Source organism: Kitasatospora sp. NPDC057500 (assembly GCF_042802195.1).
Lineage (GTDB): Bacteria > Actinomycetota > Actinomycetes > Streptomycetales > Streptomycetaceae > Kitasatospora.
Genome location: NZ_JBHVER010000168.1, coordinates 1 through 18,165, shown reverse-complemented (window position 1 = coordinate 18,165; position 18,165 = coordinate 1). Strand labels below are relative to the sequence as shown.

10 protein-coding genes are annotated in these 18,165 nt (G+C 73.3%); 4 read left to right on the top strand and 6 right to left on the bottom strand.

The genetic code is table 11. The features are described from left to right. Positions 1-459 precede the first annotated feature (459 nt). The gene (locus ACFU74_RS28200) at positions 460-1,257 is read left to right on the top strand and encodes an SGNH/GDSL hydrolase family protein (RefSeq protein WP_380761677.1); all 798 of its coding nucleotides are present in this window, start codon (positions 460-462) and stop codon (positions 1,255-1,257) included. 33 nt (positions 1,258-1,290) lie between these two features. Here ACFU74_RS28200 and ACFU74_RS28195 read toward each other — a convergent pair whose 3' ends face one another. Further along, on the bottom strand, positions 1,291-2,934 hold the full coding sequence (locus ACFU74_RS28195) for a DUF2079 domain-containing protein (RefSeq protein ID WP_380761675.1): 1,644 nt from the start codon (positions 2,932-2,934) through the stop codon (positions 1,291-1,293). Between the two features lie 144 nt (positions 2,935-3,078). On the opposite strand from ACFU74_RS28195, the gene ACFU74_RS28190 reads away from it, so the two are divergent. Continuing rightward, a complete protein-coding gene (locus ACFU74_RS28190; protein WP_380761673.1) occupies positions 3,079-3,975 on the top strand; it encodes a pentapeptide repeat-containing protein in 897 nt (298 codons plus the stop codon). A 1,187-nt stretch (positions 3,976-5,162) separates the two neighbouring features. On the opposite strand, the gene ACFU74_RS28185 is transcribed toward ACFU74_RS28190, so the two are convergent. The 5 genes from ACFU74_RS28185 to ACFU74_RS28165 form a co-directional block, all read right to left on the bottom strand. Continuing rightward, on the bottom strand, positions 5,163-5,729 hold the full coding sequence (locus ACFU74_RS28185; protein ID WP_380761671.1) for a hypothetical protein: 567 nt from the start codon (positions 5,727-5,729) through the stop codon (positions 5,163-5,165). Between the two features lie 23 nt (positions 5,730-5,752). Continuing rightward, positions 5,753-7,036 carry a hypothetical protein gene (locus ACFU74_RS28180; RefSeq protein WP_380761669.1) on the bottom strand — a complete coding sequence of 428 codons (1,284 nt, stop codon included), beginning with the start codon at positions 7,034-7,036 and terminating at the stop codon, positions 5,753-5,755. Between the two features lie 2 nt (positions 7,037-7,038). Next, complete coding sequence (locus ACFU74_RS28175) at positions 7,039-7,800, bottom strand: ATP-binding cassette domain-containing protein (RefSeq protein ID WP_380761667.1); 762 nt, start codon at positions 7,798-7,800, stop codon at positions 7,039-7,041. A gap of 136 nt (positions 7,801-7,936) precedes the next feature. Next, a complete protein-coding gene (locus tag ACFU74_RS28170; RefSeq protein ID WP_380761665.1) occupies positions 7,937-8,374 on the bottom strand; it encodes a hypothetical protein in 438 nt (145 codons plus the stop codon). A gap of 361 nt (positions 8,375-8,735) precedes the next feature. Beyond that, entirely contained in the window at positions 8,736-9,467 is a 732-nt protein-coding gene (locus ACFU74_RS28165; RefSeq protein ID WP_380761663.1) for a tyrosine-protein phosphatase, read from the bottom strand. 323 nt (positions 9,468-9,790) lie between these two features. Here ACFU74_RS28165 and ACFU74_RS28160 point away from each other — a divergent pair, with 323 nt between their 5' ends. Further along, the gene (locus ACFU74_RS28160) at positions 9,791-17,461 is read left to right on the top strand and encodes a ricin-type beta-trefoil lectin domain protein (protein ID WP_380761661.1); all 7,671 of its coding nucleotides are present in this window, start codon (positions 9,791-9,793) and stop codon (positions 17,459-17,461) included. 38 nt (positions 17,462-17,499) lie between these two features. Further along, on the top strand, positions 17,500-17,964 hold the full coding sequence (locus ACFU74_RS28155) for a hypothetical protein (protein WP_380761659.1): 465 nt from the start codon (positions 17,500-17,502) through the stop codon (positions 17,962-17,964). Positions 17,965-18,165 lie beyond the last annotated feature (201 nt).

The window sequence follows — 18,165 nt, the reverse complement described above, 5'->3', positions numbered from 1 at the left end:
GGGCGCCCCGTGTGGGAGGCGCCCCGCGGCCCGGGGTTCTGGCGGGTTCTCGCAGCTCTTGCAGGTTCTTGCGGGACTTGCGGGACCCGAGGACCGGATGCACCGCACCGGACGCCCGTCGAGGACGGGGTTCGCGCAGTTCTCCCCCGTGGAACTGCGCGAACCCCTCCGTGCCGGTGGCGGATCCGTTGGACTCCGACGACCAGCTCCCCCGTTGCTGGTCGGTGATCCGCTCCGGCGGCTCGTGGCTCCGGATGCCGTGCTGCTCGTGCTGCTCCTGCCGGGCGTCGCGTCCTCCCGACGTGCTCCACCCTGCCCGGGGCCGATTGACGGTCGATCGGCGTCCGCTTGCCGTGGCCGTTGATCCGGTCCGGGGAGCCGCCCCGCCGTACGCGCCCGCGGCAAGCGCCCGAGGCCGCCGGATCCCTTCGAAACCCGCGCGCGTACGATCGACGGGCCATGGAGAACACGGAGAACACGCCCACCGCCTTCCGCAGTTACGTCGCCGTCGGGGACTCCTTCACCGAGGGCATGTGCGACGACCTGCTGCCCGACGGCCACTTCCGGGGCTGGGCCGACCGCGTTGCCGCCCGACTCGCCGCCGACCATCCGGTCGGCGGCTTCCGGTACGCCAACCTCGCCGTCCGCGGCAAACTCATCGGCCAGATCCACGACGAGCAGCTGGAGCGCGCCGCCGCCATGGGCGCCGAGCTGGTCACCCTGGCCGGCGGACTCAACGACGTGCTCAGGCCGCGCTGCGACACCGCCCGGATCGAGGAACTCCTCGGCGCCTCCGCCACCCGGCTGCGCGCCACCGGCGCCACCGTGGTCATGTTCACCAGCACCGACCCGACCCGGCGGATGGCCGGCTCCGCCCGGCTGCTCCCGGCGATCCTGCGGATGAAGGCCTTCGTGCACGAGCTCGCCCAGGACCCGGGCGTCGCCGTGGTGGACCTCTTCTCCGCGCCCTGCTTCGACGACCGCCGGCTCTGGGCGGAGGACCGGCTGCACCTCTCGCCGGAGGGCCACCGCCGCGTCGCCGAGGCCGTCCTGGAGGCGCTCGGGCGCCCCGCCGGCTTCGACTGGCGCGCCCCGCTGCCGACCGCCGCCCCGCCGACCCGCGGCGAGAGGCTGGCCGCCGACGCCCGCTGGGCCCGCACCCACCTCGGCCCGTGGATCGGCCGCCGCCTCACCGGCCGCTCCTCCGGCGACGGCCGCCCGCCCAAGCGCGCGGAGCTGCTGCCGTACGAGGGCTGAGCGGGCTGGCTGCCGCCGGGCAGCGGCGGGCCGTCAGCCGCGGAAGAGGTTGCGGCCCACGTCCGACGGCACCTCGTCCTGGAACGGGGTGGAGCCCGGGCCGGGCACGTGCTCGCCCGGGACCGGCTCGGTGCCCTCCCGGTGCAGCAGGAACACGCCGTCCTCCGACCAGACCGTCCGGTAGCCGTGCGCGAGCAGCAGCTCGATCCGGGCCGCCTGCTCCCGGTCGGTGCGGAACGGGAAGGACCGCTTGTCCGCGCGGATCAGCACGTACTCGCGTCCGCGCGGCTTCTCGTCGACCAGTACCACGTCCGCGCGGGAGGTCAGGCGCGGCGCCGCCTGGTTGTCGGCCTCCACGGAGGCGCCGTCCGGGACCAGTGCCGTGGCGCGCAGCAGCGCCGCCTCGCTCGTCTTCGGCTGCCAGTAGGCCGGCACGAACAGGTTCGCCGCGCCGAGCGGAAGCGCGACCGCGACGGTCACGGCGGCCGCCGCCACGCCGAGCCGCCGGGTCAGCCTGTGGTCGTGGTGGCGGCCCAGCACCTCCAGCGCGGCGACCAGCAGGATCGGCCAGAGGAACGCGTCGTAGTGCCGGGCGATCGACCAGTGGTTCGGGTTGCTGGAGAGCACCCGCTCGGCGAGCAGGGGGAGGGCCGGCAGCACGGTCGCCGAGCGCAGCGGGAGCAGGAACAGGGTGCCGAAGAGCCAGAGCAGCAGCAACGGCTTCAGCGGGGCGTCGAAGAACGCCGAGACGAGGAGGGTCGGGTCGGCCAGCACGTTGGCGACCGCCGAGCCGCCGTCCTCGCCGAGCGCCTCGTAGTTCCAGTAGTAGCCGGGCACCCCGCCCATCGCCGGGATCAGCTTCGCGATCGCCACCGCCGCGGCGAGCGGGCCGCCGAGCAGCAGGCCCACGCCCCAGCGGACCGCCGGGCGGCGCCGCCCGGGGTCCGGCTCCCGGCGTGCGCGCAGCAGCAGCACCAGGCCGTAGGCGCCGACCGCCAGGCCCATGTCCTCCTTGGTGCAGCACAGCAGCAGGCCGGCCAGTGCGGACGCCCAGTACTGCCGGGCCATCCCGCGCTCCAGCATCAGCAGCGTCAGCGGCACGGCGAACGCCACCTCGTGGAACCCGCCGCGCGAGGCCACCAGCAGGGGCCAGCCCAGGCCGTAGGCGAGGGCGGCCAGGTCGGCGGCGCGGCGGGCGGTCCGGGGGTCGGCGCCGGCGAAGCAGCGGTCGGCGATCCGGCGGATCAGCGGCACGCCGGCCGCGAAGCAGAGGGCCTGGCCGAGGAGCAGCGAGCGCGGGTCGTCCCAGAGCCAGTAGAGCGGTGCCATCAGCGCGATCACCGGCGAGAAGTGGTCGCCGAGCAGCGAGAAGCCGGGCGGGAACTCGTGGTGGTAGCTCTTCAGCGTCGACACCGGAAGACCGAGGTGCGCGTAGCCGCGCACGCCCTGGTCGAAGATGCCGAGGTCGAAGCCGCCGAGCTGGAGGGTGGTCCACTGCTGGGCCGCGATCGCCAGGCAGACCGCGAAGCAGAGCAGGGTGAAGGCGACGGTGCGGGCGCGGGCCGGGAGGCGGAGGGCGTCCGGCCGGCCGTCGTCGTCGGTGGCGGGCCGCGCGGGGCCTTCGGCGCCCGCGGTGCCTTCGGTGTCCGGGTACGGCGCCACGTCGTGCCGGGACATGCCTTGGTTCCTCCGCTGGACGTTCGCTCCGGTGTTGCTCGTACTCGGCCGACCACACTAACCGACGGCCGCCCGGGGGCTTGTCGGTACGCTCTACAGCTGCACCCCCGCACCGCGCCGTCTTCCCGGAGGAACAACAGCATCGTGAGCGTCCCGAGCCTCAACCTCGTCTCCGACTGCGGGAGCTGCTTCGGGCTGTGCTGCGTCGCGCTGCCGTTCGCCGCCGGCGCCGACTTCGCCGTGAACAAGGCCGCCGGCAGCCCCTGCCGCAACCTGAAGACGGACTTCACCTGCGGCATCCACGAGCGGCTGCGTGACAGCGGCTTCCCCGGCTGCACGGTGTACGACTGCTTCGGGGCCGGGCAGCAGGTCTCCCAGGTCACCTTCGGCGGGCGCGGCTGGCGGGAGGCGCCGGAGGACGCGGGGGCGATGTTCGAGGTGTTCCCGGTGGTGCGGCAGCTGCACGAGCTGCTCTGGTACCTCACCGAGGCGCTCACCTTCGAGCCGGCCCGCCCCGTGCACGGGGAGCTGCGCCGGGCGCTGGAGGAGACCGAGCGGCTGGCCGGCGGCACACCGGACGAGATCCTGGCGGTCGACGTGCCCGCGCACCGGCAGGCGGTCGCCGAGCTGCTGCTCAAGGCGAGCGAGCTGGTCAGGGCCGCCGTCCCGCGCCGGCGCGAGCACCGGGGCGCGGACCTGTTCGGCGCCCGGCTGCGCGGCGCGGACCTGCGCGGTGCCAACCTGCGCGGCGCGCTGCTGGTGGCCGCGGACCTCGCCGGGGCGGACCTGCGGCTCGCCGACTTGGTCGGCGCCGACCTGCGGGACGCCAACCTGGCGGGCGCCGACCTCACCGAGGCGCTCTTCCTCACCCAGGCACAGCTCAACGCCGCCCGCGGCGATGCCGCCACCCGCCTCCCGGCAGCACTGAAGCGCCCCACCCACTGGCCTGACACGACCGACCCGGCCACCCCGTCCTCCAGCCCCCGCCCCCCACGCAAGCCCAGGAGCAACACCCGCACGGGCAAACCCCGCCGCCGCTGACCCCGCCGGCCGACCGGGTGCCGTGGGCCCCGGGCCCCGGGCCGGTGATACGGGGCGGTAGCGGGCCGTGCCGTTGTTGCGTTCTTGGGTGGGTGGGCCTAGCGGGCCTTGGGCACGGCGGCCGTGCTCGGCGAGCATCAGGGGGCGGACGGGTTGTAGCGGGTGATCACGGGCGTGTTGGGCTCTGGGTCCGGTGACATGGGGCGGTAGCGGGCCGTGCCGTTGTTGCGTTGCTGGGTGGGTGGGGCTGCCGGGCCTTGGGCATGGCGGCCGTGTTCGGCGAGCATCAGGGGGCGCCTGTTCGGCGGGCCTCGCTGCCGTCGGTCCGTCGGGCGGGTGGGTGTCGGAGTGCGCTGGGCGTGGGCCTGCGTGGGCGGCCGGCGACCGGGGGGTGAGGGTGCTGCGGGTCGCGTGGCTCGGCCGGGCGCTGCAAGGGCTCGCAGCCGGGGTGGCCGCCGTGCCGGTCGCGGTGGCCGGGGTCCCCGCAGGGGCGGGCGCCACGGCGGCCGGTGGGGCGCTCGGGCTCGGTGCGGGCGTCCGGGGCTCGGGGGCCGGCGCTGCGGGAGCCGATGGCCGCAGTCCGCGGGCCCCCGCAGGTTCTGGGAGCCTTGGCGTCGCCGAATCGCCGGGTCGCCGGGTCGGCCCGTCGCAGCATGGCCGCTCGTCGGCTGTCGGTGGAGTGGTCGTTGTCCGAGTGCGGGCCGAGCGTGACGGGTGGGCATCAGCGAAGCGGGATGTCGGTCGGGCCTGCGGGCAGCGGCCCGCAGGCCCTGGCGCCCTGTGGCGTACCGCCTGCGTGGGGCCCGGAAGGTTCGGGGGTCTGCCCGCTGGGGCAGATTCCGCCCTTCGCCGTCGAGGAGTCGCCGGGGCGGACTGCGTGCGCGGGCAGCGGTCGGGGTGCTGAGGATGCTGCGGGCCTCGGGGTGGTGTCCGTGGTCCGCGAGCGCCCCGCGAGTGCCCCGCGGGGTTCGGGGTGGTGGCGGCTCCGGGCCGCGCTGTCGTTGAGCCGCCCGGCCGGCCCGTCGCAGCGTGGCCATCTGCTTTCGGTGGAGTGGGCGTAGCCCGCGTGCGGGCCGAGCGTGGTGGGCGGGTGCTGGTGAAGCAGGATGTCGGTCGCGGTCGCGGATGGGTGATCGCTCGGGCGGGCCTTGCCGTCGCGGGTGCAGGACGGGTGGGTGGGCCGACGGCTATGGGGCGGGCGTGGGTGGGGGGCGGCGGAGAAGGGCGCAGGCGGCCCCGGTCAGTAGGAGGAGGGTGACGGCGGTCAGGGCGGTTGGTGAGTCTGCGGGGTGGAGCGGCCAGGCCCATGGGCGGGGGCGGCCGTTCGGGTACCAGCCGGTGGCTGAGCAGAGCAGGGGTGTGGCGGCGAGGGCGGCGGCGGCCGGGCGGTGGCCGATCAGGGGGTGGACGAGCAGGGCGAGGCCGAGGTAGCCGGCGATGTTGCGGGCCAGGACCAGGGCGAGTGCGCCCTGGCCGGCCGCGTAGGCGAGGCCTCCGCACGTTGTTCCGGCGGCCGCGAGGGTGAGGGCGAGCCCGACGTCGAGGCCCCGCAGGAACCGGCCGGCGACGGCTTCGGTCCGCAGGTCGCCCCGGCCCAGCCCGTACAGCAGGAACACCGCCGGGAGCAGGGTGACCACGTGCGCGAGGAGGAAGTGCCCGGCCTGTCCGTGCAGCGCCGGCACCGGCAGCTCGCCGTTCCCGAACAGCAGGCCGACGGCGAAGGTTCCGGCGAGGACGGCCGTGAGTACCGGCACCGCGCGAGCTTTGTACCACCAGATCACGGCTCGCCTCCGACGGGGGCCGGGGGCGGGGTGCCGCAGTCGGCGAGGGCGGCCATGGTGGCGCGGTACCAGTCGAGCTGGGGCCCGTCGGGCAGCCGGAGCAGCCGGGCGGCGTGGGCGGCGTCGGCCTCGGTGAAGCGGCCGCCGACGCCGGCCGCCGGGACGGTGGTGCCGTCCGGGCCCGCACGGGCGGTGAGCCAGGCGGTGAGGGTGCCGAGGGCGGCCGCGGCCGGGTAGGGGTCGCCGCGGCGGGCGCAGTCCGGGGCGCGCGGGAGCAGGCCGCCGACCACGGCAGGCGCGACGTCCCGCGCCCGCGCGTCGGTGGGGACGCCGAGCTTCGCCTCGCCCGGGCCCGGCCGGGCGGCCATCGTGAACGCCTCGGGAACGGTGACACCGTGCCCGGCCAGGGCGGCGGAGGCCTTCCGGACCTCGGCGCGGACCACCGCCGAGCGTGCGCCGCCCAGCTCCGGCCAGAGGCAGACGCGCGGCCCTCCGTCCGCGCAGACCAGGGCGGCGGCGGAGCGGGCACGCACCGGTTCGGGGCCGAGGTCGCGGGCGGCCCAGCCGCCCGCCGCGGCCCCGCCCGCCGCGACCGCCAGCGCGGCGGCGACGGCGAGCGGGGTGCCGCGCCGGCGGATCAGCAGCACGGCGGCCGCGCAGACCGCGCCGGAGAAGGCGAGCGAGGCCACCACCGCCCGCCCGTCCAGCACCTGGTCCACGGCGCAGCAGTCGGACAGCCCGCCGCCGACCAGGTGCCGCGGCCAGTAGGTGTCGAACGCGGCGGGGTAGGCGTTCAGCACGAAGCTGCTGATCAGCGCGAGCGGGACGGCGACCACCGGCGCCAGCACCCGCCCGACCACCGAGCCGACCAGGGTGTTGGCGAGCAGCAGTCCGGCCCAGACGGCGAGCGGGCCGGGCTGCGGGACGCCGGCCGCGGTGCCGCCGGCCAGCGCGGTGGTGCCGAGCGCAGCGGCCATGCCGAGTGCGCCCATCGCGGCGACCGGCAGCAGCACCGGTGCGGTGATGGCCGGCGCGGAGCGGACCGGCGAGCGGCTGAACACGCCGCCCCGGTGCAGCCGTCCGCCCTCCCACGCGCCGCAGGCCGCGCAGGCCGCGCAGGCGAACGGCAGCGCGAGGGTGGCGTGCCCGGCGGCGGCGAGCCCGTAGCCGGGGGTGACCCAGGCGGTCAGTTCGTCGCCGAGGGCGACCAGGACGAAGCCGAGGAGGAACGGCAGCGCCCGGGTGCCGGCCGAGACCCGTAGCACGGTGCGCAGCAGCATGGTCAGGCCTCCCGTTCGATCAGGCTCGCGTACGCGGCCTCGGCGCTCGGCGGGCCGTTGCCGGCTCCGGGGACCCGGCCGCCGGCCGCGAGGGCGTGGAACTCCTCGGTGGCGCCCTGGAAGCGGACCCGGCCGCGGTCCAGTACCACCACGTGCCGGTAGGTCTCGGCGAGGTCCTCGGTCTGGTGCGTGGAGACCACGACGTTGACCTCGCCCGTCAACTCCTCGACCAGGGTGCGGAACACCGCGCGCTGGGCCGGGTCGAGCCCGGCCGTGGGCTCGTCCATCAGGATCAGTTCGCTGTGATGGGCGAGGCAGCCGGCGATGCCCATCCGGCGCAGCTGACCGCCGGAGAGCTGGTGGCCGGCCCGGTCGGCGAGCTCCGAGAGGCCGACCCGGGCGAGCGCGCCGGCCGAGGCGTGCCAGGCGGCGGTGCGCGACATGCCCTTCAACCAGCCGCAGTACGCGACCTGTTCGCGTACGTTGAGCCCCGGGACGGGGGTGATCTGCTGCGGCAGCCAGGCCACCGTGCGCCGGTAGGCGGCCCGGTCGCCGCCGCCCGCCGCCGGGTTGACGCCGTGCCAGGTGATCAGGCCCCGGTGCGGGTTCAACTGCGAGGCGGCGAGCGCCATGAGGGTGGACTTTCCGGCGCCGTTGGGGCCGAGCAGGACGGTGGCCGGATTGTCGATCCGAAGGTCGAGACCGGTGAACAGGGGAGCCTTCCGGTTGTACTGGAAGTCGATGCGGTGGAACTCAAGGGCCATGGCGGGGTCGACGCATTTCGCTCGGGAGGGGTGCGGGGGCGCCGGCGGACGGGGGCGTCCGCCGGAACCACGGCCGGGGCGGGGGCGGGGGCGGGGCGGGGGCGGGGTGGGGGCGAGGGTGAAGGCGTGGACGTGGTCAGTACCGGGTGGTGACGGTGTCCACCCAGAGCTTGGCGCCGCTGCGCACGCCCTCCAGCGTGAAGTAGTAGTCGCCGGAACTCTGGTCGCCCCAGCCGGAGGTGTCGCAGTGGTTGGAGCGGTGGCCGTAGGCCTTGTCGGGGCCGAAGACGTCCTTGTAGAGCTGGAGGTCGGCGTCCTTGAAGTCGTTGTTGCCTGTCTCGCAGCCCTGGAAGGTGACAGTGGTGGCGACGTCGTCGCGGTCGCTGTCGGCCCAGCGGCGGGATTCCGAGCCTGGCCCCCAGCTGCTGATGTGGGACGTCCAGGAGCCTTCGGCGAGCGCGGGACCGGCGCCGGCGAAGCCGATCAGCGCGGCGGCCACCAGGGCGCCCCGGACGAATGTGCGATTGGTGCTGCTGGTGCGGCGAAAACGGTCGGCCCGGTTCTTTGCGTGCATCTTCCGTCCGATCATTTCGGTGACACCGCCTGGCGGGGCGGGGCCATGCAGGCAAAAGGAAATGAGCGGAGGTCCGACCCGAACGGTCGCGGTCACCCGATCGGCCGAGCCGCCGCGGGAATGACCTTAGCGTGCACGAACAGGCGGCCAGCACTATTTTTTTCGGCCATTCGGCCACATGAGGCCGAGGGGGCGGGCGTTGACAAGGGGCTGATCGACATTCGTCGGAAGATCCCGGGACCCGACCGTTCCGGTCGAATATCGATCCGCCTTGTCCTTTTCTGATCTACTAGCCGATAGATTTCTCTTTCATGCGATTTTCGTTCCGGCGGGGCGTTGGCCGATTCTCGTCGGCACCCGGCTACGCCGTGAGCAGTCGCGCCCGCAGTCGGCCGATCAGCGCCTCGTCGACCCCGACCTTGCCGGTGGCATAGCCGTGCACCGAGCCGTGGGCGGCGGCCAGGTCCGCGAGCGCGAACCGGATCACCGCCTCCGGCGCGCGCCCGAAGGCGGGCCAGCGCAGCGTGCGCCCCGGGTTGCCGGCGCGCCAGTCCGCCACCAGCCGGGCGGTGACCAACTCGGTGAGTGCGAAGTCGGCGGCCACGTCGTCCTCGCCGACACCGAGCAGGGTGAGCACCAGCGCGGCGATCAGCCCCGTGCGGTCCTTGCCCGCGGCGCAGTGGAACACCACCGGCCGCTCGGCCCCGGCGATCAGGTCCAGTACGGCGCGGATCTCCGCGACACCGTCCTCGGCCACCTCGGCGAACCGGTCCGCCAGGTACCGCCACGGGTCGAGCTCCGGGTCGATCTCGGCCTGGTCGTACGGCCGGTGCTCGATGGAGAGGTTGTGGTACGCGACCCCGTCCAGCTCCGGTATCCGCCCCCGGCGCTCGATTTCCCAGGGATACCGCAGGTCGATCACGGTGCCGATGTCCAGCGCCCGGAACCGCTCCAGGTCGGCGGCCGAGGCGAGCCTGCCGAGCGAGGACGATCGGTAGAGCAGCCCCCAGCGCACCGCCCGCCCGTCGGCGGCCGGATAGCCGCCCAGGTCGCGGAAGTTGTACGGACCGTCGAAGGTCAGATGGCGTGTCATGTTCGCACCCTATTGCGGTTCCCTCCGCCGCCGCAGGGGAAGGTTCCCGGCGATCCGGTTCGGATGACCGCAAGCACCGCGAACTGCTCCTATCCGTAAGTGGACTGACAAGACGTCAGAAGCCCGTCGGGGGAACGGTCGTGCGCGATGCATCGTTATTCGATCGAGACTCCGAGCGTCTCCTGGGAGTCCTGGAACGGTGAGAGGTTCTCCGTCGAGCCAGAAGGCTTGCACCGTCCTGGCACTCTCTCGACGAGGATTCGATGTCACGACGTTCCACGGTCCCGTCCTCCGCTGCGGCGGGTGGGGCCCCCTCGAAGTCCATGCGCTGGAAACGCTCCCTGTCGGCGGCCGTGACGCTGGGTCTGCTGGTGCAGACCGGTGTCGCGGTCGAGGCGTTGACCGCCTCGGCGGCGTTCGCCGCGCCGGCTCCGGCCGCCCCGCAGTCCGCCGCGCCGGCCGCGTCGGCCGACGAGGCGCCCGACGAGGCCTCGGCGCTCCTGTCCGCCCGGCTCCGTGGCCGCCGGGTCGAAGTGGTCGGCGCCCGTACCGAGTTCACGACCCTCTGGGCGAATCCCGAGGGCACCCTCACGTCCGAGCGGTCGACCGGCCCGGTCCGGATGAAGTCGGGCGGCTCCTGGGTCGCGGTGGACACCACCCTGGCCCAGACGCCGGACGGCAAGGTGGCGCCGAAGGCGCACCCCGGTGGGCTGGTCCTCGACGGCGGCGATGCCGGTGTCACGGTGGGCGACAGCCTGCCGGGAGCCGACGGCGCGCCGGTCGCCGGAGACGCCCCCGCCTCGACGACGACCACGCTCCAGGAGCGCGAGCTCGCAGGCTACGGCTCCGGCGACCAGAAGGTGGGCTTCGGCTGGCTGGGCCGGCTGCCCAAGCCGAGGCTGGAGGGCGGCAAGGCGACGTACGTCGACGCCCGTCCGGGTGTGGACCTCGTCGTGAAGGCGACCCGGACCGGCTTCGAGCAGTTCCTGATCGTGAAGAATCGTTCCGCCGTGGGCCAGGCCGGCACGATGACGATCCCGATCGACACCACCGGCCTCAACGTCGTGGCGCAGCAGGACGGTTCGGTCCAGCTGGTCGAGAAGACGACCGGCCGGCCGGCCGTGAAGATCCCGGCGCCGGTGATGTGGGACGCGGTGGTGGATCCGGCCTCGCAGGAGCACGTCAACCGCGCGCCGGTGACGATGCAGGTGCGAGGACAGGGCGCGGACACCGAGCTGGTGTTCACCCCGGACGCGGCGTTCCTGGCCGACGCGAACACCCAGTACCCGGTCACCGTCGACCCGGTGGTGAGCGTCTTCTCCACCTACGACACGTTCGTGCAGAACGACGTGGGCTGGGACGCCTCCGGCTCGGAGGACCTCAAGCTGGGCAGCTACAACGGCACCGTCAAGGCGCGTTCCTACCTGACGATCCCGGGCAGGGACTTCAACGGGAAGCAGATCCTCGACGCCAGGCTGCACCTGTTCAACTACCACTCCTCCTCCTGCGTCCCGAAGCAGTGGGAGGTCTGGAACGCCAACGGCGCCGCCTCGTGGACCCGGTGGGGCAACGAGCCGGCCTGGGGCCGGATGTGGACCCGGACGTACGAGACCTACGACATCGACGGCGGTGACACCCACCATTGCGTCGCCCCGGACGGATCCGGCTGGACGAACACCGACGTCACGGACATGGTCCGGTACTTCGCGCAGCACAACTCCGACTACGGCCTGCTGCTGAAGGCGACGGACGAGAACAGCAGCCTCTCCTGGAAGCGGTTCGGCTCCGCCGAGAGCGACTTCCCGCCGTACCTCTCGGTCACCGTCAACTCGGTGCCGGCGGCGCCGTCCGGCATCGAGGTGCAGCCCTCGCAGCCGGGCGAGCCGCGGTACACCAGCTCCGCGACCCCGCGCTTCCAGGTCCGCGCCGACGACGCCGACGACGGGACGGTGAACGTCAACGTCGACCTCTGGCGGGACGGGGCGTTCGTCAACAGCATCGTGCGGCAGGTGCCGGCCAACAGCTATCTCCAGGTGAGCCCCTCCGACCTGGGTGTGGCGAAGCTGGACGAGGGCGTGCCGTACTCGGTGTGGACGAGGGTCTTCGACGGCCACTCGGCGACGGGTTGGTCCGGTACGAGCTTCGTCGTCGACACCACCGCCCCCGGCGCGCCGACGGTCACCTCGGCGGACTACCCCTCGGACGGGACGTGGCACGGTGCGGCCAACCAGGCCGGCTCCTTCACGTTCACCACGGCCGCGGGGACGAACGACCTGGCCGCCTACGTCTACACGCTGGACGGCGGTACGCCGGTGACGGTCAACGCCACGGCCGGGCTGACGACGTCGATCACTCCGACCACCGAGGGCCGGCGCGTACTGACCGTGCAGGCCAAGGACCGTGCGGGCAACCTGTCCCCGCCCGCCGCCCCGTACGTGTTCCACGTCGGCCAGGCGGGCATCAGCTCGCCGGTGAACGGCACCCGGGCGGCCAAGCGCGTCAAGCTGGCCGTCGACGCGCAGGCCCAGTTCAAGCGGATCGTCTACGAGTACCGCCGCGGCCCCGGCGCCACCGAGTACGCGGTGCCCCGGGCGAACCTGGCCAAGGCCGACAACACCCCGGTCACCGAGGACAAGCCGCGCCTCGCGGACCTCGGCCCGCACGCCAACTGGAACGTCCTGGACACCCTCGGCAACATCGGTGGCGTCGTCCAGGTCCGGGCCAAGCTGTTCCCCGAGGACGGCTCCGGCGCCGGCTACGCGACCGCCTGGAACACCCTCACGGTGGACCGCAACGCCGACGGCGCCGCGAGCGCCGAGGCGGGCCCGGGGTCGGTCAACCTGCTCACCGGTGACTACTCCACCAGCGCCACCGACACCACCGCGTTCGGCATGTCGGTCACCCGGACCTCCTCCTCGCGCGACCTCGCGCGCGGCTGGCAGCCGCAGGGCGAGCGACTGACGACCAACCAGCGCCAGGTGGGCACCGACACGGCCGGCTTCACCGCCGGCCAGGCGGACGTCAGCCGCTCGACCGCCCGCGGCCACGACAGCTCCACCGACTCGCTGCTGGTCAAGCCGGGCAACGGCTGGGACAGCTACGCGGCCGTCGGCCCGGAGTACACGCTCGCCCAGGGCATGCGGCCCGGCCGGACCTACCGCCTCACCGGCTGGATCTACGTGCCCGGCGCGACCGGCCTGGACAACCCGCTCGCCGACCGCGGCCTGACCCTGACCGGTCTCCACCACACCGCGGCCGGCTACGGCCAGGTCACCTCGAAGAAGGCCTCCTTCACGGACGGCTGGCAGCAGCTGACCGTCGACATGGCCGTCCCGAAGGACGCCGACCAGGCGTGGTTCCGGCTCTACAACGGCAACCTCCCCGGTACCGGCAAGGAGGTCTTCTTCGACGATCTCTCGCTGAAGGAGATCGTCGCGCCGTTCGGCCCGCAGTGGGCCGGCGGCCCCGACGCGGGCGCCGGTTCCGACTACCGGTCGCTGTCGTTCCCGCAGTCCGACCTGGTCGAGATCAAGGGCAACGACGACGGCACCCTGACCTTCGCCAAGGGAGCCAACGGAACGTTCTTCCCGGAGCCGGGCGCCGAGTCGCTCACCCTGAAGGCCGTGCCGGCCACCTCCGGCGCGCTGCTGCTGAACAGCAGCGGGCAGTGCCTGGAGGCGCCCAACGGCGTGGCCGGCAACGGTGCCGCGCTCCAGCCGGCCGCCTGCACCGGCGCGGCGAACCAGCAGTGGACCCGCGGCGACGACCTGACGCTGAGACTGCTCGGCTACTGCCTGGACAACCCCTACGGTCAGGTGACCGACGGCACCCGGGTGGTGCTGTGGGGCTGCAACGGCGGTGACAACCAGAAATGGGACGTCCGCACCGACGGCATGGTGCTCAGCCTCTACTCGGGCAAGTGCCTGGACACCGACCACGGTGCCACGGTCTGGGTGTGCTGGGCCGGTCCGAACCAGGTCTGGGACGTGCAGACCAACGCCACCACCTACGAGCTGACCGAGTTGGACGGGACGAAGACCGTCTTCGCCCGCCAGGCCGGTTCCAACAGCTTCCAGGTGGTCAGCGAGACCGGTCCGGGCGCCCCGTCGGCGACCCGCTACCAGTACGACACCACGGACGGCCGGGCCCTGGTGAAGCGGGTGGTCCCGCCGGTCGAGGCCGGGGTGGACGATGCCAACCGCTGCTCGGTGGATCCGCTGCCGCGCGGCTGCGAGGTCATGGAGTACGACTACGCCAAGGCCACCACGGCCACCGCGACCACGCCCGGCGACTTCCTGGACCGCGTCAAGGCGGTCAAGGTCTGGTCGTGGAACCCGGCGACCTCCAAGCAGGAGGCCGTCGAGGTGGCGCACTACGCGTACGACGACAAGGGCCGGCTGGCCGAGACCTGGGACCCGCGCCTGGCCCAGCCGCTGAAGACCAGGTACGGCTACGACGACGCGGGCCGGGTCGTCCGGGCCACGCCGGCGGGCCAACTGCCGTGGAGCTTCGACTTCGGCAAGGCCGCGGCCGACCAGGACCCGGGCCGCCTGCTCAAGGTCCGCCGCGCCGCTCTGGCACAGGGCAGCAAGGACCAGGTCAACGGCGAGACCGCCGTCAACGTCGTCTACGACGTGCCGCTGACCACCGTCGGCGGCGGACCGTACGACCTGGCGGGCGCGGACGTCGCCAAGTGGGCGCAGACGGACGCGCCGACTGACGCCACCGCCGTGTTCGATCCCGAGGACGACCCGGGCACCAACACGGCGACCTCGGCGAAGCCGGGCAAGGACGGCTACAAGCCGGCCGCCGTGCACTACCTGAACGCCAGCGGGCAGGAGGTGAACACGGCTTCCCCGTCCGTGACGCCGGGCGGTGACATCGACACCAAGGAGTACGACCGTTACGGTCATGTGGTGCGCTCCCTGGAGGCGACCAACCGTTCGATCGCGCTCGGGACCCACCCGGACGCGGCCCGGTACGCGGCCGAGCTGAACCTGCCGGCGGACTCGGCCGCCCGGGCCCGGCTGCTGGACTCGCGCACCGTCTACACGGCCGACGGCCAGGACGTCGCGGAGACGCTCGGCCCGGTCTACCGCGCCGCGCTCACCGAGCAGGTCAACGGCCAGAGCACCCCGGTCACGTCGACCTGGGAGGCGGAGAAGCTGCCGCAGCTCGGGGCCACCGCTCCGGTGCGGGTGATCAACGACAACGGTGCGCTGTCCTGGTCCGGCGGCGCGCAGCTCAACCTGGTCGGGACGCAGGCGGGTGCCTACGACGTCATGCGCGTCAGCGTTCCGGAGGAGGGCGAGTACGTGCTCTCGGGCCAGCTGACCCGGTTCAACGACCACGGCGTCATCCAGTTCGCGATCGACGGCCAGAACGTCGGCCAGCCGATCGACACCTTCGACGCCGACCCGGCCGGCTCGACCGCCCCGTACACGGCCGGTCGGTCCGTCCGCCTCGCCCGAGGTGACCACGAGCTCAAGGTCACCGTCACCGGCACCAACGCGGGCAGCCAGGGCGACCGCTACCACGCCGGCCTGGACACCATCACCCTGACCAAGAACACCGTCAACCCGACGCTCGCCGCCGGGACGCCGGTGGTGGTCCGCGACCACGGCACCAACACCTACGACGAGAACAAGCCCGACGGCCAGGCCTACCACCTGGTCACCACGGCCACTGACGGCGCCCGCATCGACGGCTACGCCGACGACGCCGAGCTGCGGGTCACCAGGACCGGCTACGGCACGCCGATCGGCGGGACCTCGGGCTGGACGCTGAAGAAGCCGACCGCGGTGACCACCGACGCGTCGGGTGCCAAGCTCACCACCACGACCCGCTACGACGCGCAGGGCCGGGTCGAGGAGGTCCGGGTTCCGGGTTCCGACGCGGCGGACGCCTCGACGGTGAAGTCGGTCTACTACACGGCGGGGGCCAACGCGGCGAACGCGGCCTGCGGCAACCGTCCCGAGTGGGCGGGCCAGCCGTGCGTCACGTCGCCGGGCGCCGGTGTCACCGGTGCGGACGCGTCTCGGATGCCGACCACGCTGCCGGTCAAGCAGGTGACCCGGTACTCGCGCACCGGCAAGCCGGAGGAGGTCGTGGAGACCAACGCGGGCAGGACCCGCAGGTCCGTCACCGCGTACGACGCCGTCGACCGGACGATGTCCGCCGAGGTCACCGCCGACGAGGGCCAGGCCGTGCCGAAGGCCGTCACCGCCTACGACCCGGCCACGGGCGAGGCCGTGTCGACCACGGCGGGCGGCAAGTCCGTCACCACCGTCAAGGACGTGCTCGGCCGGACGGTCTCCTACACCGATTCCGACGGCGCGATCACGACCACGGAGTACGACAGGTTCGGCAAGCCGGTGAAGGTCACCGACCCGACCGGCAGCGTCGCCTACACCTACGACCGGACCAAGGAGCCGCGCGGCCTGCTCACCTCGGTGAACGACAGCAGGGCGGGCGAGTTCACGGCGAAGTACAGCCCGGACGGCCAGCTCGTCGAGCAGACCTACCCCGGCGGCATCGTCCGCAAGGACACCCTGAACGCCTCCGGCAAGGCCATCGCCCGCACGTACGCCCGCGCCTCGGACGGCAAGGTCGTCTGGGCGCAGAACCAGGAGGTCTCCACCCAGGGCCAGGTGACCGAGGACAGCAGCACCAACGGCCTCAAGTCCTACGCCTACGACCGCCTCGGCCGCCTGGTCAAGGCCGAGCAGTCCACGGCCGCCGCCGGCTGCACCACCCGCACCTACACCTACGACGTCCACTACAACCGCACCGCCAGGACCACCGCCGGCCCGGCCGTCGACGGCACCTGCACCACCACCGGCGCCACGGCCGTGACCTCCGCCTACGACAGCGCCGACCGCATCACCCAAGCGGGCTACACCTACGACGCGTTCGGCCGCACGCTCACCACGCCGAGCGGCACGGCCCTCGGCTACCGGGTCAACGACCTGGTCGCCAGCCAGGAGACCGCGACCACCAAGCAGACCTGGACCCTCGACCCCGCCGGCCGTCTCAACGGCAGCACCACCGCCACCAAGCAGCCGAACGGCACCTGGTCCACCACCGCCACCAAGCTCAACCACTACGGCAGCACCGGCGACGGCCCGCGCTGGATCAGCGAGGACACCGCCGGCGCCTGGACCCGCAACGTCCCCGGCACCAACGGCGACCTCGCCGCCACCACCACCAGCACGGGGGAGGTCAAGCTCCAACTCACCAACCTGTTCGGCTCGGTGGTCCTGGTCACCGACCCGGCCCTGACCACTCCGGTCCTCCTCGACTCCGACGAGTACGGCACCCCGGCGGACGGCCAGGCGGCCACCCGCTACGGCTGGCTGGGCGGTAAGCAGCGCTCCGCCGAGGCCCAGGACGGCATCGTCCTGATGGGCGTGCGCCTCTACGACCCGGCCACCGGCCGGTTCCTCTCCGTCGACCCGGTGCCCGGCGGCAGCCCCAACGCCTACGGGTACCCGTGCGACCCGATCGGCCAGTACGATCTCGACGGGCGGAAGTGGAGCTGGAAGTCCTTCGTCAAGCCGAAGGTGACGGTCAATCCGGTGAAGGCGGCGAAGCTGGTCGGCCGCAAGGTCGTGGCCGGCGCGAAGATCATCGGCAGCAATGTCCAGCGGTCGGTGGCGGTTGCACAGACGGCGGCCGTGGACGTCGTGATGATGCGAGTGGCACCGGTCCTCGGGTACCAGTGCCGTGGCAACTTCGAGTTCCGCGTCTGCGAGGGCGGGGTGGGGTTGCACCAGCGCGGTGGCACCACGATCGGTTCGAGCTTCTTCACCCGCCGCCACGACAAGCCGATAGCGCCGACCGTGCTCGATCACGAACGACGGCATGCCCAGCAGTGGCGCACCTATGGTCAGTTCTTCCCGTTCCTGTACTTCGGAGCCGGGGTGAACCCGTGCACCAATCTCTGGGAGCGCCGGGCGGGTCTGGAGGACGGGGAGTACACACAGTGTTTCTGAGGCGTGCTCTGGCTGCCGGGCTCGCTGTACTCGGCGCGATGCTGCTGAGCGGCTGCTTCATGTCGGATCCGGAGCCGTACCACTTCGGGTTCCGGGTCGACGGGGGGCGGGTCGAGGTGTTCTTCCCGCTCTGCCCGGGTGAAGCGCTCACCGATGTGAGCGGCTTCGACATGACGCGCAAGCAACGGGAGTTGTTCGCCGCTTCGGCGCCGACGTCGCCCGAGGCGCGGGCCGGGCGGGTCGTGGTTCTGGGGGTGTCGGACTCCGGGGGCCCGGCCTGGGCGCCGGAGGGCTTCGCCGAGCGGACGGTCTACGAGGAGGTGCCGGTCCTGCCGAAGTTCCTGGGGGTCGGCTACCGCTCGGCACGTCGCGGCGCGGAGGACGTGGCCGACACGGAGAAGGCCGCGGCGGCGGTCCTGCGGCCCGATCAGTACTGGACCGGTGAGGGACCGCGCACGGCCGAGCAGATCAACCAGCAGTTCAGCTGCAACGCCCCGCGATAGGGGCGCTGTCAGGGATCGAGCGGCGCCGCCCCGGGGACTCCGGGTGCGGGGGGGGGGGCCGGGGTGGGGGGTGGGGGGGGCGGGGGTGCTTTGTGGTGTTGGGGGGGGCGTGGTGGTCGCGGGGGGTGCTGTTGTGCTGGAGTGGTGTGTGGGGGGTGAGTTCTGCGCGGGGGGGGTGGGCGGTGTGGTGGCCGGTGTGGA